Genomic DNA, 14,926 nt, shown 5'->3' with positions numbered 1-14,926 from the left:
CTCCCCCTGCCCCTGCCTCTGCGCTGAGGCCACAAAAAACCAAAACCCGACCGCAAGGTCGGGTTTTTTGGTTCTAAATCAATATTCTGGATCTGATTTTAGTGGTGCGCGTGGAGGGACTTGAACCCCCACGCCTCGCGGCGCCAGAACCTAAATCTGGTGCGTCTACCAATTTCGCCACACGCGCAACCATACGCCAGAACAAAGCCGCCCCAGCGTGGATCCGGTAATTAACAGAGCTTTTTGTGGGATGCGAGAGGAAAAATGAACATTTTTCATTCGAAGTTGCAGGGGGCTGTTCAAACCCACTGATCCGCCTTCGACTAAAACTGAAAGGAACCGCCTTTTTCTGTCGGCGCATGCGACACAATCCTGCCCGATTGCCCGCCGACACTGCCCAGAACAGAGATAAAGGTACTTTTTGCAATGGCCCTTCAGCACCAAGATCCCTTTGTCAGCCCCGACGCTGACGCCGCCGGTTTTCCAGCGCCCCAGCGCCCGCGTCTGCGCGGTCTGGCCCCGGTCAGCGGGCTGCCCGGCAACACCCCTGTTCTGACCCGCCGCGGTTTTCTGCCAGCACAGGACATTGAAGTCGGCCAATCGCTGATCACCCGCGACAGCGGCTTGCAGACGGTCGCATCCGTTGAACATGTCACTGTGCGCACCCGCATGGTGCGGTTCGCCCGCACTGTGCTGAGTGATCCGGGGTTTTACGACACGCTCCGCCTGCCGGCTCATCAATTGGTCAACCTGCGCGACTGGCGTGCCACCGCCCTGCACGGCAAACCCGAAGCGCAAGCACCCTCTGCGTCGCTGATTGACGAGGCATATATTACCGATGACGGCATTGAAGAACTGCGCCTTACCCGGCTGATCTTTCCCTCTGCGGCCACATTATATGTAGGCGGTATGGAAGTTCTGTCAGCCCATGAGTTTGACGACCAGTTGCGTCCCGTTTTCTAACAGCCCAAATCGCGCAGCACGGCGGGCAATTGTTCGGGCAGATCTTCGGCGATCAGACCTGGTCCAAATGTGCGGGCGCATTCCACATGCAGGAAGGCCGCCGTCTCTGCGGCGTGATGCGGGGAAAAACCACGCGCCATTAGCCCGGTGATAAACCCGGCCAGCACATCCCCTGCCCCGGCGGTGGCCAGCCACGGCGCTGACCGGCCCCGCACGGCCGCGTGCACCGAACACATGCCATTGGGGGACGCAATCACCGTATCTGCGCCTTTGTACAAAACCACACAGCCCGCCCGCGCGGCCGCCTCTCGAGTCGCGTCGACCTTTGAATAGGCCGGGCCTGTTTCCGCAGGTGCTGCCAGTTTTTCCGCCAAATCCGGAAACAGCCGCGCAAACTCTCCCCCATGCGGGGTCAGGACACAGTTCTTGTGCAGCATTGTAAACAGATCCGCGGGCCGATCCGCAAAAGCCGACAGCGCATCCGCATCCAGCACAACGGCCCGCTTTGGATCGCGCAGCGCCACCGGGAGCAAGTCCCGCGCGCGGTCCTGTCCCAGCCCTGGCCCCAGACACAGCGCATTGATCCGCGAATCCTCAAGGACAGCCTCCAGCCCACCTGCCCCGTCAACGCGCGTCAGCATCAGCGCGGTAATCTGACAAGCTACCTCCATCTGCGCCGAGGGCGGCGACCCTAGCGTCACCAGCCCTGCGCCAATCCGCAGCGCCCCCCGCGCCGCCAGACGCCCGGCCCCGGTTTTACCCGCCCCGCCGGTCAGAACCAGTGCATGACCGTGAGAGAATTTGTGGGCATGGCCTTCCTTGAGAAGATCATACGCAGATACACCTGCATACCGGCACACAAGGCGTTCAACTTGCTTCCCACCGAATTGATCGAGCAAGGCCTGGCGGCTGACGGACCCAATTTCGTCAGTACGCGGCAAACCTATGCTCTTTATCACGAGCTTGCCCCGATGATTCGCCCCATCCCCCAGCACATGACCCAGTTTTCTACCGTGAAACGTCACAGTCAAATGCGCACTGGCCGCAGAGGCCCAATAGTCCCTTTCTTCATGTGGGAGAACGCGCCCGCTGTCAGAACAAACCCCGCTAGGTATATCGACAGCAACAATGGCCGGACGCCCAATGTCATGTCCGATCTCAACCGGAAAGCACGAAACCATGTCCTCCATATTCCAAAACAGCTCACCTAATTCCGGCAAGGCTCGCTTCAGGCCGGTCCCAAACAGCGCATCAACCAAGAGGTCGCAGCCCCACCCATCGCGCCGGTCATATGCGTCAAGAGCCTGCACTTTCCCCACTTCACACCAGCGCTCATAATTCACCCGCGCATCCGGCGGCAGACGGTCGGGGTCCCCATACAGAAACACCCGCACCGCCCAGCCCTGCTCCCCAAGCAGGCGCGCCACCACAAACCCATCACCGCCATTATTGCCGGGTCCACAGAGCACAACTGCCCGTTTCATCTTTTCAGAAATATCCCGGGGGGCGGCCGCAGGCCGGGGGGCAGCGCCCCCATCTTCTTCTGAATCACCGCGGAACTCTGGCCATTCCTCGTAAATCGCCTCCACAACAGCGCGCCCGGCCCGTTCCATAAGCTCCAGACCGGTCACCTCGCCCGCCTCAATTGCCGCTTTTTCAATCGCTCGCATCTGCGCAGCTGTCAGAAGTTCAGTCATTTTAAAAACTCGGATTCATTTGTTGATTATTTTTTAGGCGGCGGTGTTATTTTTTAGGCACATCACCAGAAAGGCACGGTTGAAATTGCGCCCGTGTTTCGCAACACATTGTAGCCAACAGTTAGAGATGATCTGACCATTTTCGACAAGGTTGCGAGGAGCCCAAGGTATGAAAAAGATCGAAGCCATCATCAAGCCGTTCAAACTGGACGAGGTGAAGGAAGCGCTGCAGGACGTAGGCGTGCAGGGTCTTTCGGTTATCGAGGTGAAGGGCTTTGGTCGTCAAAAGGGCCACACCGAACTTTACCGTGGCGCAGAATATGTCGTGGACTTCCTGCCCAAGGTAAAAATCGAAGTTGTTCTGGATGATGACCAGGTCGATGCCGCAATTGAAGCAATTATTGCCGCTGCCAAGACCGACAAGATTGGTGACGGCAAGATCTTTGTGAGCCCTGTAGAACAGGCAATCCGCATCCGGACCAGCGAGTCCGGATCGGACGCTCTCTAAGACACACAAAACAAAGACTTACAAGTTTCTGACGGAGGACAAACTTCAAATGACTACAGAAGCATTCCTGAAATTGGTCAAGGACGAAGAAGCAGAATACGTGGATATTCGCTTCACCGATCCGCGCGGCAAACTGCAGCACGTGACCGTAATGGCCGATCAGGTCGACGAAGACTTCCTGGAAGAAGGCTTCATGTTCGATGGTTCCTCCATCGCAGGTTGGAAATCCATCGAGAATTCCGACATGAAACTGATGCCGGACACCGACAGCGCATATGTTGATCCGTTCTACGCGGAAAAAACCATCTGCATCCACTGCTCCATCGTTGAGCCCGACACCGGCGAAGCCTACGAGCGTGACCCGCGCGGCACCGCCGAAAAAGCCGAAGCTTACCTGAAAGCATCCGGCATCGGCGACGTGGCCTACATGGGCCCGGAAGCAGAATTCTTCCTGTTCGACGACGTGCGCTTCTCCAACTCCATCAACAAAGTGTCCTATGAAGTTGACGCAACCGACGCGTCCTGGAACACCGATGCAGAGTTTGAGACCGGCAACATGGGCCACCGCCCGGGTGTCAAAGGCGGCTACTTCCCGGTCAACCCGATCGACGAAGCCCAGGACCTGCGCTCCGAGATGCTCTCCACCATGAAGCGTCTGGGCATGAAAGTGGACAAGCACCACCACGAGGTTGCGTCCTGTCAGCACGAGCTGGGCCTGATCTTTGACAGCCTGACCAAGCAAGCGGACGAGCTGCAGAAGTACAAATACGTGATCCACAATGTGGCACACGCGTACGGCAAATCTGCAACCTTCATGCCGAAGCCGATCGCTGGCGACAACGGCACCGGCATGCACGTGAACATGTCCATCTGGAAAGACGGCAAGCCGCTTTTCGCTGGTGACAAATACGCAGACCTCTCCGACGAAGCGCTGTACTTCATCGGTGGTGTTCTGAAGCACGCGAAGACCCTGAACGCCTTCACCAACCCGTCCACCAACTCTTACAAGCGTCTGATCCCGGGCTTTGAAGCCCCCGTTCTGCGCGCGTATTCCGCACGTAACCGCTCTGGCTGCGTTCGTATTCCGTGGACCGAATCCCCGAAGGCAAAGCGCGTCGAAGCGCGCTTCCCTGATCCGTCCTCCAACCCCTACCTGTGCTTTGCGGCACTGCTGATGGCGGGTCTTGACGGTATCAAGAACAAGATCGATCCGGGCGAAGCCATGGACAAGAACCTCTACGACCTGCCCGCAGAAGAACTGGCCGATATCCCGACCGTTTGCGGCTCCCTGCGTGAGGCTCTGGAATCCCTGGCAGCTGACCACGAATTCCTGCTGGCAGGCGACGTGTTCACCAAAGACCAGATCGAAGGCTACATCGACCTCAAAATGGAAGAAGTCGAAGCTTACGAGCACACCCCGCACCCGGTGGAATACCAGCTGTACTACAGCTGCTAATCCCCAGCGGATCAAAGACGAAGGGCACCCGAACGGGTGCCCTTTTGTGTTGGACCAAAGACAGTGAAACAGGCCCCGACAGTGGCCGCCCCAGCAAAGGCCCCGGCACACAAATGTCAGCCCGTGCGGCGTGCGCCACGAATGATCGGCGGGTTGAAAACCGGCAGCTGCCCCGGCGCGCGCAGGCGGCTTTGCTCAATACACTCCTGAAGCCCGCCCCCCAACGCATAATCGGAAAAAGTCGCAGCCCAGGATCCTTCTTTATATTGCAGGATGGTCAGCACCTCGTAGGGGTCGCGCATCAACCCCTGCTGACCAATGACAAAGGTCTGATGAACCGCAAGAATGGTGAATTCATTGGTGAACTCTGCCTTCACCGGCTGGCGGGTCAGCATCTGGACACCGATTTCACTGTAATAGGAGCGAAGGTCGTAAAACAGCTGCTCCAGCTCCTCGCGGGTTCGGATAATCCGCATCCCATCGGTGGTCGTCAGCGTCTGAGGCAGGTGGAAACACGCAGCAAAGGCTTCAAAACCGCCCTGCAAGAGGGAACGGCCTGTTCCTTCCAAAAGGTTCACCAATTGGTCTTGTGCAATCTGGTCGCCCTGCCCCATGTTCCCCAAGGCTTGTCTCTCCCGCTCACTCTTCAGGTCGCCCTTCCGGGACGCCCCACACAACACACCGGCAGTCCGCAACTGAGGCCCCATGATCCGGCCGCGCCACAGGCAAGCTTACCACATTTTTTGAAACGATCGTTCAATAAATGCGCGAAACGCGCCAGATGCGGCCCTGTACTCCGCGCGCAACACAGGGCATCAAAGGGCGAAATCCCGTCGGCTCATCAGCGCGCGACAGTAATCCAAATTATCCGCAGGAGTGTATTCGCAATAGCTGACAGCCCAGTGCTGATCGCATTTCGTCATGATCGAAAACACCCGAACCGGTTGCTGCATCACGCCCCGGCTGCCAATCAGCCGGTTTTCGTGCAGGCACACCGCGCTGCCTTCGCCAAGAAAATCCGCCTGCAACAGCTTGCGGTTTATGACCTTTGCGCCACTGAGATGATAGAAATCCACCAGATCGTCGAAGAACAACCGCAGATCCGCCCGCGTGCGCAGAATGCGAATGCCCGCTGGTGTCGAAAAAGATTGCGGCAGATGGAAACAGGCGGCGAAGCTTTCGAAATCACCCGAAATCAAGGGCCCCGCACTCTTGTGTAAAAGCCCCCGCGCGATACCCGCTGCACTGTCCGGTCCAAAATTCATCTTCATGTCGCACTCGTTCAACACGTTTTACACAGTCATCGATACAACCAATGGTGAAAGTTTGCGCCATCTGCGCGACTTTTACCAGTGCTGGAATGACGCCAATACCCAGGTAATTCCTGAAAAACGCATGTGTTTTCAGGTCAGGCCGCGGGCCCAAACCTAAATCATCAGCGCCGAAGACCGCGCCATGCCATCCGCCGCACCGACCAGAACGCGGCAGAAATCGAGATCATCCGCCGGGGTGTATTCACAGAAGCCCACGCGCCAGTTGCCGTTTTTCTTCTGCAGCACCGACGTCTGCTGCAAGGGGGGCGCGATGACGCCGGTCTTCCCGATCAGGATGTTTTCGTGGATCGAGATCACGCTGGCTTCGCCCATAAACTCTGCTTTGACCAACCTGCGACTGACCATTTTGGTGCCATTGACCTGATAATACTGCATCAGATCATCAAAGAGCTCGCGCAGATCCGCGCGGGTTTTCAAAATTCGAATTCGAGACGGCGTTGCCATCGCCTGAGGCAGGTGGAAGCAGGCCGCGAAGCTTTCAAAATCTCCGGAAATCAACGGGCCGGCGCTTCGATGGAGAAGCGCGAGCGCAATATCATCCGCTGAATCGCCTGTTGATTTGGAACCAAAATTCATCTCGCAAAGATACAGCTTTGGGGTCAGGTTTTCGACGACCGTCTGCGTCTAGACCGAAAGTTTCGACAAACTGGCCCTATCCCCGACGACTTTGCCCGCATTTTTTGCCCGCCCTAGCGTCTGCTCTGCTGGCTGAGGGGATGTGGTGCGACTGGCTTCGGTTCTGGGGGGCCGCCCGCTGTGCTGAGCGCGCGACAATGTTCAAGACTGTCACCAAGCGCGTAGTCCGAGAAGGCGATATGCCAGCCTTCGGCATGGCGCTGCAGGATGGAAAAAACCTGATAGGGCGGACGCAGCAGCCCTTTGGGACTGAGCAGATAACTTTCGTGAACCGAAAGAATGGTCCCTTCCCCCGAGAAGTCCGCCTTGACGCAATTGCGGGTGATCATCTTCACCCCTTCGCTGTCAAAATAGCCGCGCACCTCCTCAAAGAGAACACGAAGATCTTCGGCTGTTTTAAGCATTCGAATGCCTTGCGGGGTTGTGATGGTCTGGGGAAGTTTAAAACAGGCCGAGAAACTGGCAAAATCGCCATTCATCAAGGGTTGCGCGCTGTTTCGCAGAAGCGCCAGAGAGATGTCACTTGCTGTTTCCAAAACTCCAAAACCCAATTCATCAACAACACACACCCCCACGATAACGTAAGCCCACCGTGAGGGGAACAGTTTGTTCTGCCGCGAGGTGACCGGTTTTCGAGCTGTCCTCAGCCAAAAACGCGCCTGCCCTGGCACCGCAACGGCAGGATTGGCACGCTCCGCAAGTCAGTTGGCACGATCTGCGTTTGATATTGACCGCGATCAGCGCCATTTGCTCCTCAAGACGCAAAGGAGCTTCCCATGGCACAAACGATCCTCATCACCGGCGCCTCCACAGGTATTGGCCGCGAAACCGCAAAACTGTTCCAATCCAAAGGCTGGAACGTGATTGCCACCATGCGCACCGTTGAAAACGGCGCAGAGCTTGCAGAGCTCGACAATGTACTGGTCACCCGTCTGGATGTGACCGACGCAGCATCGATCGAAGCCGCCGTTGCTGCAGGCATCGAAAAGTTCGGCGCGATCGACGCCCTGCTGAACAACGCAGGTTACGGCGCTTATGGCCCGCTCGAAGCTTTCCCGCTGGAGCGGATCCGCCGCCAGTTCGACACCAATGTGATCGGCCTGCTGGAAGTGACCAAAGCAGTTGTGCCGCACATGCGTGCACGTGGCACCGGCTGCATCGTCAACATTTCCTCCATCGGCGGTCAGATGACCTTCCCGCTGGGCACCCTGTACCACGGCACCAAATTCGCCGTTGAAGGCCTGTCCGAAGCGTTGCACTACGAGCTTGAAGCGGCTGGCATCAAAGTTGCCATCGTTGAACCCGGCATTATTGCCACCGACTTTGGCGGCCGGTCCTTCGACTTCGTCAACGACGAATCGATGACCGAATACCAGCCGGTTGTGCAAAAACTGTTCGCAGCCTGGAGCCCCGAAAACCTGACCACCGTGTCTCAGCCGTCGGTTGTGTCCGACGTGATCTGGACGGCGATCACCGATGGCACTGCCACTTTGCGCTACCGTGCCGGTGCGGATGCAGAGGAACTTCTCACCAACCGTAAAAACCTCGATGACGAGGCCTTTATCGGTGGCATGAAGGCGCAACTCGGCCTTTAATGGCGCAAAGCTGCTAACCACTCACACGAAAACTCACGTACCGGTCCCCGAAAACCAACCACGTGAGATCTTAGGGGCGCCTTCCACAGGGCGCCCCTTTGCTGTTGCAGCAAGACATGACATAGGGTACGCCACGCCTCCCCCTTCCCGCGCAGGAGCATGCTGCAATGACCCAGCCCCGCACCCTTGGTATCGATTTTGGCACCTCGAACTCTGCCGCCGGTGTGGCTGTGGGGGGGACGCCGTTTCTGGTGCCGCTGGAACCCGGCGAAACCACGCTGCCGACGGCGGTTTTCTTTGACAGCAACCGCCGCAGTCTGCGGATCGGGCGCAGCGCCACGCGCGCGTTGATCGATGGCGAAGAAGGCCGCTTTATGCGGGCGCTCAAAAGCCTGCTGGGCACATCGCTGCTGCACGAAAAGCGGCGCCTTGGCGGGGAACTTCTGGATTTCACCGATATCATCGCGCGTTTCCTCGCTGAAGTGAAACGCCGCGCCGAGGACACCACCCGGATGGAATTCACCCATGCCCTGTCGGGGCGCCCGGTGCGGTTCCACTCTGCTGACGCGGCCCGCAATGCACAGGCCGAGGTTGATCTGCGCACCTGTTATATAAAGGCAGGCTTTCAGGACGTGACGTTCATGAACGAACCCGAAGCCGCCTTGCGCGCCGCACGGCCCCGGGCTGGTCTTGGGCTGATTGTCGATATTGGCGGCGGCACCTCGGACTTCACCTGCTTCCATCAGAACGCAGAGGGCAAAACCGAAATCCTGTCCAGCCACGGCCTGCGTCTGGGCGGCACCGATTTTGACCGGCAGCTGTCGATTGACCACGCCATGCCCCTGCTGGGTCGTGGCAGTGACATCCGCAACAGTTTTGGCGGTGGCACCCTGCCCGCGCCAAACCGGATCTTCAATGATCTGGCCACATGGCAGATGATCCCCTTTCTCTACAGTGCAGAAGGCCGCCGCACCGCTCAGGATCTGGCCAAACACGCGGTAGAGCCGGACAAGCTGAACCTGCTGGTCGACGTGCTGGAAGACGAACTTGGCCATGACCTCGCCTTTGCGGTGGAGAAAGGCAAGATCCGCGCCAATGGCTCTGACAGCCATACGGGGATTGATCTTGCTGTCCTGCGCCGTGGACTGTCTGCGCCGCTGGATCAGCAGAAAATGGGCAGGACGCTTGCGCCCATGGTCGCGGACATCCGCAGCCACGCCGCAGAGACCCTGTGCGCGGCCTCAGTGTCACCGTCAGACATCACCCGCTGCGTAATGGTCGGCGGCTCTGGGCTTTTGGGCGATGTACGCGCGGCGCTCAGCAGCCTGTGTCCTGCCGCAGATCTGGAGGACGAGCGCGCAATGACAGCGGTTGCAGACGGTCTTGCGCTTGCCTCGGAAACCGCATTTGACTGACTCGCCGCAATCTTGACCATTGTTGTATTGAATTCACCGTTCGGTAAGCCGCTTTCGACAAACCCCCGCCGCCTTTTGGCCCCATTCCGGTAATCTTGCAGCAACAAATCCCCATAACCATCTGTTTTTAAATTAATTTTACCGACGTCAGGATTTTAAAGTATTTTTCACAGGATGGCCGCGATTGCACGAAAGCCGCCCAACTTTAAACTCGATCAAATTTTAAGTTTCTCTGTATCGACAGCCGAAGGAGGATCCTAGCGGTGACTACAGAGACAAAAGCACAAGCTAATTTTGAAACGCTCTCGCGACGCGACGCCGCTGACAAAATTTCTGTCAAGCTGGGCTTTTGCGATAGGGCCACGAATACCCTCTCGGTCGCCTCGGCTATTGTTATGCGGACGCTGGAAGAATACGGCCATGACGTTGATCAGTTCCATGCACGGACCGGTCACCGGGTCGAATTGGACTGTGACAGCTTCCGTCTGGACCTGCGTCACCGCCGCAGCCCCACGCCCCTGCGTCAAGCGGATGGCGAGGCCTGCAAAAGCCAGCTGGAAATCCTGGTGAACCCCCATTTCCCCGATCACTTGGACGAGGAAATCACCGAACTTCTGCTGGCTATGATGCTGCACAATCTGATCTGCGAGATGGAGACCGCGACCACTGTTGCCTGGATCGACAACGCCGCAGAAATTGATTGCGCCATGTTTATGTCGGCGTTTGAAGCGCCCGGTGTGGCGGCCTCTGATGAGACGAACGCCCCTTTGCTGGAAGACAACACAACCCCGATCGCAGCTTATGACGCCTTTGTGGATACCGTTGCCGCCGAAGGTCGCGAGATCGAAGAGCTGGTGCTCGATATGGCGCCAGTGGCGACTGACCGCGTCCAGCAGCCTAAGAAACGCGCCCGCTTTGCGCCGGTGGATGCCACCTTTAATGACCTTGCTGCGCATTGCGAAAAACTGGCCAGCACTTTGACGCCGCCAGAGGCCCAAATTGGCGAGCCGACACAGGGCACGTCGCTGCGCGCGTCTTTCTTTGGGGCAAACCGTGGCAACCGTCTGGATCAGGTTGCAACCTGGGCAACCACTTTGGTTGTGGGGCTGGTGTCTGTGCCGTTGGCGCTGACCACCGTGGCCATCACCCTGCTGCGCAGCCGCGACCTGCGCTATGGGGCGCAGATGCTGGTGGTGCTGTCTTTAGTGGCCCTGATCCAGGGCACCGGCATCGTCCAGGCCGCCTTGCAGTAAGCGCAGCAAAAACCCACATCGAAATCTCAAAGCGCCCCACCGGGCGCTTTTTGCGTCTGCTGCGCTTTATGTTAGGGAATCAACCGACAAACTGCGGTCAGCGGCGCGCTTTTTGGCGATGGAATACCTGACATCCGGGCCCGAAACCGCCGCTTAGGTTTCATTTGCGACATAAATTCAGCCCGCGGATGTCGCCGCTGGATTGGTCAGATGGCACCAATTGTTTGACCCTGAGGGGACGTGTGGAAACACAGCAACCATGGCAAAGGAGGAGAGCCATGCAGCAAGTTTTTCCGTCCCCTTTTCGCGACCGGCGCAAAATTGACCCAACGCGCGGAGAGGTTCTGGCTGACGGTAGCCCAAATGACAATGACCGCGTGGAGATCGGGCCAACGCCGCTGGCGCTTGGCGAATGGGCGGCTGTGGGGCTGGACCTGCCCAATCTGGACACCATGCGCCGCTATCGCTGGCAGCGGCTGGTGGCAGGCATTGCCGAACGCGGCTGGGGCGGGCTGTTGTTGTTTGATCCGCTGAACATTCGCTATGCCACCGACAGCACCAATATGCAGCTTTGGAACGCGCATAACCCGTTCCGGGCGCTCTTGGTCTGTGCCGACGGGCATATGGTGATCTGGGACTATAAGGTGGCGCCCTTCCTGTCGGAATTTAACCCGCTGGTGCGCGAACGGCGGTCGGGGGCGGATCTGTTTTACTTTGATCGCGGGGATAAAATCGGGGATGCCGCCGACCGTTTTGCCAGAGAGGTGCGGGATCTGATCGCCGAACACGGCGGCCACAATATGCGCCTTGGCGTCGACAAGATCATGCTGCACGGGCTGCGGTCGCTGGAGGGCGTCGGCTTCACTGTTCTGCCCGGCGAAGAGCTGACGGAAAAAGCCCGCGCCATCAAAAGTGTGGATGAAATCAAGGCGATGCGCTGCGCGGTTCATGCCTGCGAAGCCGCTGTTCAGGCGATGGAGGATTTCGCCCGCGCCAATGCAGGCGATGGTCAGACCACCGAAGATGACATCTGGGCGGTGCTGCACGCCGAAAACATCCGTCGCGGCGGCGAATGGATCGAAACCCGGCTTCTGGCCTCGGGACCGCGCACCAATCCGTGGTTTCAGGAATGCGGCCCGCGGGTTGTGCAGCGCAATGAGATCATCTCTTTCGACACCGATTTGATCGGCTCTTACGGGATCTGTGTCGATATTTCGCGCAGTTGGTGGATCGGCGATCAGGCGCCGCGTCCCGATATGGTCGAGGCGATGAAACACGCCCACGAACACATCATGACCAATATGGAGATGCTGAAGCCCGGCGTCATGATCCCCGATCTGACCGCAAACGCCCATGTGCTGGCCGACAAATATCAGGCGCAGAAATACAGCTGCCTGATGCATGGGGTGGGCCTGTGCGATGAATGGCCGCTGGTTGCCTACCCGGATGAGGCCGTCGCGGGCGCCTATGACTACCCGCTGGAGCCCGGCATGGTCCTGTGCGTAGAAGCCTGCGTGGGCGAGGTCGGCGGTGATTTCTCGATCAAACTGGAAGAGCAGGTTCTGATCACCGAAGACGGCTATGAGAACCTGATCAGCTATCCGTTTGACCCGGCGCTGATGGGCGAAACCTAAACGGCGAGCATGAAAAACAGCGCCCGCCCCTCTGGGCGGGTTAGCACAAGAAGTCCAGGGTGCGTTGGCGCAGCCGCAGCAGGCTTTCACTGTTGTTGAAAGCCTCCAGCTCTCCCAGCGGCACCCAGCGCAGCGCGTTGCTTTCCGCGCTGACCGTGAAGTCCAGATCCGACGCCAGAAACAGATAGCGCACATCGTAATGCAGGTGCTCTGGCTCTTTTGCTGTGGCAGGGATCGTCTGAATATCAATATCAAGCACCCGGCGCGCATCGCCCACAGGCTGGATCCGGCGCAATCCGCTTTCCTCGTAGGCTTCTTTCAGGGCCACAAAGGGCACATCCGCAATGCCATCGCAATGGCCACCCAGCTGTAGCCACATGTGGAGCTTTGCGTGATGGGTCAGCAGCACAGCCTCGCGATCCGGCGACAGCACAAAAGCCGAACCGGTGACATGACCCACCTGTGGGTCGCGACCAAAGGGATCCGTTGCGGTTGCCACAAACCCAGACAGCGCGGCCCAGAGGCTGTGGTCCGCATCGTCATCTGCGGAGAAATATCCAATTTCTTCAATGTCTTTCATTGCATTCTCAAGCCAAAAACCCATCCCCGCATCGAGGCACACACTTGTGCGATTCAAAAGGCGAATTTCGTGAACCGCAGGCGCAGGCCTATCACCTTTTCGTCAAAACCAAAGCCGCAGGTTGCACCCTGCACAGAGGCCGCCCACTCTATAGGACAGACACCGCACCCGCGCCACCGTTTGCCCCTCTCTCAGCTCAAAGGAGACCGCCATGTCCACCACCGAACGGATCTCTTTTCCCGGCCACAAGGGCCATCAGCTTGCCGCCCGGCTGGACCTGCCCGAAGGCCCGGTGTTGGCGACCGCGCTGTTTGCCCATTGTTTCACCTGCTCCAAGGACATCCCCGCCGCGCGCCGGGTTGCCGCGCGTCTGGCGGGCATGGGGATTGCTGTGCTGCGGTTTGATTTCACCGGGCTTGGTCATTCCGAGGGCGAATTTGCCAATACCTCTTTCACATCCAACGTCGAAGACCTGATTGCGGCCGGGCAATATCTGGCCGGGCGCGGCATGGCACCGGACCTGCTGATCGGCCATTCACTGGGCGGTGCGGCGGTGCTGCGCGCGCGGGCGGGTTTGCCCAGTGTGAAGGCCGTGGCGACCCTTGGTGCGCCCTTTGACCCCAGCCATGTGGCGCATCACTTTGAAGGCGCGCTGGATCAGATCATGGCGGAGGGCCAAGCCGAGGTTTCGCTGGGCGGGCGACCCTTTGTGATTGGCAAACCCTTTGTTGAGGATATCCGCAGTGTGAACTTGCGCGATGCGATCCACAATCTAGACGCCGCCCTGCTGGTGCTGCACAGCCCGCGCGACGCCACCGTGGGCATCGACAATGCCTCGGATATTTTTCAATGCGCCCGCCACCCCAAGAGCTTTGTGACGCTGGATGATGCCGATCACCTAATCAGCGATCAGGCGGATGCGGAATATGCCGCCGAGGTGATTGCCGCCTGGGCCGGCCGTTACGTGCCCATGCGCCGCCCCGCGCCGCCGCCCGGCGCGCCAGAGGGCATCATCCGCGTCAGCGAAGCCGACCCTGATGGGTTCCTGCAGGATGTGCAGCACGGCCCCCAGCATCACACCTATGCGGATGAGCCGCGTGCTTACGGGGGCACCAACAAGGGCATGTCGCCCTATGGGTTCGTCGCGGCGGGGCTTGGCGCCTGCACCTCGATGACCCTGCGCATGTATATCCGCCGCAAAGGCTGGCGGATCGGCAAGATCTGCGTCGAGGTCAGCCATGACAAGGTCCACGCGCAGGATATCCAACCCACCGGCCCCGCGCAGGTGGACCGCTTTACACGTCAGATCCATATCGAAGGCGCCATCACCGAAGAACAGCACAGAAAACTACTGGAAATCGCGGACAAATGCCCCGTGCACCGCACCCTTGAACGCGAGTCAGAGGTGGCCACCAAACTGATGGCCATGCCTGCGCCTGTTGCACCGGCATAGGGTCACTGCGCAATAAACACCCCTTCGGTGACATCTTCGTGGTCGCCCATGAACCGCAGCCGTTCACCCGCGACATCCACGTCAAAACAGGCCCAGACATCCGAGGGCGGCCAGACCGAACAGTACCGGTCGCCGCGCACGGCCCAGCTGCCAAAGCTGGGTTCGCCATGGTCGTATTCGGTAAAGCCCGTTTCCGAGAACCGCTGGGTTGCGCCATTGCTATATTCGACCGTGCGCCCGGTCAGCGCGGCAGAGATGGCTGCCCCTTCCAACCGTTGCCAGTCATCGGCATGGACGGAAACGGCGCAGAAACCCAAAAGGGATGCAAGGAAAAGCCGCATTTTCAAATTCCTCCGAAAGCTGTCTCTTGCCCCTTACCCCCATAACCTCTAAGACGCCACG

Annotated in this window: 15 protein-coding genes and 1 tRNA gene; 8 read left to right on the top strand and 8 right to left on the bottom strand. The window is 58.7% G+C overall.

Annotated elements, in window-relative coordinates; all coding sequences use genetic code 11:
• Positions 1 to 102: 102 nt before the first annotated feature.
• Positions 103 to 187 (bottom strand) — tRNA-Leu (locus TRM7557_RS17260).
• 239 nt (positions 188 to 426) lie between these two features.
• On the opposite strand from TRM7557_RS17260, the gene TRM7557_RS17255 reads away from it, so the two are divergent.
• Positions 427 to 963: a Hint domain-containing protein gene (locus TRM7557_RS17255; protein ID WP_058291452.1), complete on the top strand. Its 537-nt coding sequence runs from the start codon at positions 427 to 429 to the stop codon at positions 961 to 963.
• Here TRM7557_RS17255 and TRM7557_RS17250 read toward each other — a convergent pair.
• Positions 960 to 2,660: a bifunctional ADP-dependent NAD(P)H-hydrate dehydratase/NAD(P)H-hydrate epimerase gene (locus tag TRM7557_RS17250; RefSeq protein ID WP_058291451.1), complete on the bottom strand. Its 1,701-nt coding sequence runs from the start codon at positions 2,658 to 2,660 to the stop codon at positions 960 to 962. The genes TRM7557_RS17255 and TRM7557_RS17250 overlap by 4 nt on opposite strands.
• Before the next feature lie 169 nt (positions 2,661 to 2,829).
• On the opposite strand from TRM7557_RS17250, the gene TRM7557_RS17245 reads away from it, so the two are divergent.
• Both TRM7557_RS17245 and glnA read left to right on the top strand, forming a co-directional pair.
• Entirely contained in the window at positions 2,830 to 3,168 is a 339-nt protein-coding gene (locus TRM7557_RS17245) for a P-II family nitrogen regulator (protein ID WP_058291450.1), read from the top strand.
• Positions 3,169 to 3,217: 49 nt separating this feature from the next.
• Entirely contained in the window at positions 3,218 to 4,624 is a 1,407-nt protein-coding gene (glnA, locus tag TRM7557_RS17240; RefSeq protein ID WP_058291449.1) for a type I glutamate--ammonia ligase, read from the top strand.
• Positions 4,625 to 4,740: 116 nt separating this feature from the next.
• Here glnA and TRM7557_RS17235 read toward each other — a convergent pair whose 3' ends face one another.
• The 4 genes from TRM7557_RS17235 to TRM7557_RS17220 all read right to left on the bottom strand — a co-directional run bounded on the left by TRM7557_RS17235 (position 4,741) and on the right by TRM7557_RS17220 (position 7,265).
• On the bottom strand, positions 4,741 to 5,238 hold the full coding sequence (locus tag TRM7557_RS17235; protein WP_058291448.1) for a hypothetical protein: 498 nt from the start codon (positions 5,236 to 5,238) through the stop codon (positions 4,741 to 4,743).
• A 201-nt stretch (positions 5,239 to 5,439) separates the two neighbouring features.
• A complete protein-coding gene (locus TRM7557_RS17230) occupies positions 5,440 to 5,895 on the bottom strand; it encodes a hypothetical protein (RefSeq protein ID WP_131727571.1) in 456 nt (151 codons plus the stop codon).
• Positions 5,896 to 6,051: 156 nt separating this feature from the next.
• Entirely contained in the window at positions 6,052 to 6,375 is a 324-nt protein-coding gene (locus tag TRM7557_RS17225; protein ID WP_131727570.1) for a hypothetical protein, read from the bottom strand.
• A 272-nt stretch (positions 6,376 to 6,647) separates the two neighbouring features.
• Positions 6,648 to 7,265 (bottom strand): hypothetical protein, encoded by a 618-nt coding sequence (locus TRM7557_RS17220; RefSeq protein WP_131727569.1) that lies wholly within the window; start codon positions 7,263 to 7,265, stop codon positions 6,648 to 6,650.
• 105 nt (positions 7,266 to 7,370) lie between these two features.
• Here TRM7557_RS17220 and TRM7557_RS17215 point away from each other — a divergent pair, with 105 nt between their 5' ends.
• The 4 genes from TRM7557_RS17215 (at position 7,371) to dddP (ending at position 12,491) form a co-directional block, all read left to right on the top strand.
• Positions 7,371 to 8,189 carry an SDR family oxidoreductase gene (locus TRM7557_RS17215; protein WP_058291444.1) on the top strand — a complete coding sequence of 273 codons (819 nt, stop codon included), beginning with the start codon at positions 7,371 to 7,373 and terminating at the stop codon, positions 8,187 to 8,189.
• Positions 8,190 to 8,356: 167 nt separating this feature from the next.
• Entirely contained in the window at positions 8,357 to 9,604 is a 1,248-nt protein-coding gene (locus TRM7557_RS17210; RefSeq protein ID WP_058291443.1) for an Hsp70 family protein, read from the top strand.
• Positions 9,605 to 9,867: 263 nt separating this feature from the next.
• Complete coding sequence (locus tag TRM7557_RS17205; RefSeq protein ID WP_058291442.1) at positions 9,868 to 10,857, top strand: hypothetical protein; 990 nt, start codon at positions 9,868 to 9,870, stop codon at positions 10,855 to 10,857.
• 278 nt (positions 10,858 to 11,135) lie between these two features.
• A complete protein-coding gene (gene dddP / locus TRM7557_RS17200; protein WP_058291441.1) occupies positions 11,136 to 12,491 on the top strand; it encodes a dimethylsulfonioproprionate lyase DddP in 1,356 nt (451 codons plus the stop codon).
• Between the two features lie 40 nt (positions 12,492 to 12,531).
• On the opposite strand, the gene TRM7557_RS17195 is transcribed toward dddP, so the two are convergent.
• Complete coding sequence (locus tag TRM7557_RS17195) at positions 12,532 to 13,071, bottom strand: NUDIX hydrolase (RefSeq protein ID WP_058291636.1); 540 nt, start codon at positions 13,069 to 13,071, stop codon at positions 12,532 to 12,534.
• 211 nt (positions 13,072 to 13,282) lie between these two features.
• On the opposite strand from TRM7557_RS17195, the gene TRM7557_RS17190 reads away from it, so the two are divergent.
• Entirely contained in the window at positions 13,283 to 14,524 is a 1,242-nt protein-coding gene (locus TRM7557_RS17190; RefSeq protein WP_058291440.1) for a bifunctional alpha/beta hydrolase/OsmC family protein, read from the top strand.
• Positions 14,525 to 14,526: 2 nt separating this feature from the next.
• Here TRM7557_RS17190 and TRM7557_RS17185 read toward each other — a convergent pair whose 3' ends face one another.
• Positions 14,527 to 14,865 carry a hypothetical protein gene (locus TRM7557_RS17185; protein WP_058291439.1) on the bottom strand — a complete coding sequence of 113 codons (339 nt, stop codon included), beginning with the start codon at positions 14,863 to 14,865 and terminating at the stop codon, positions 14,527 to 14,529.
• Positions 14,866 to 14,926: the final 61 nt, after the last annotated feature.

It is taken from the genome of Tritonibacter multivorans (assembly GCF_001458415.1).
In the GTDB taxonomy this organism is placed as follows: domain Bacteria; phylum Pseudomonadota; class Alphaproteobacteria; order Rhodobacterales; family Rhodobacteraceae; genus Epibacterium; species Epibacterium multivorans.
This window is presented reverse-complemented; position numbering and strand designations above follow the sequence as displayed.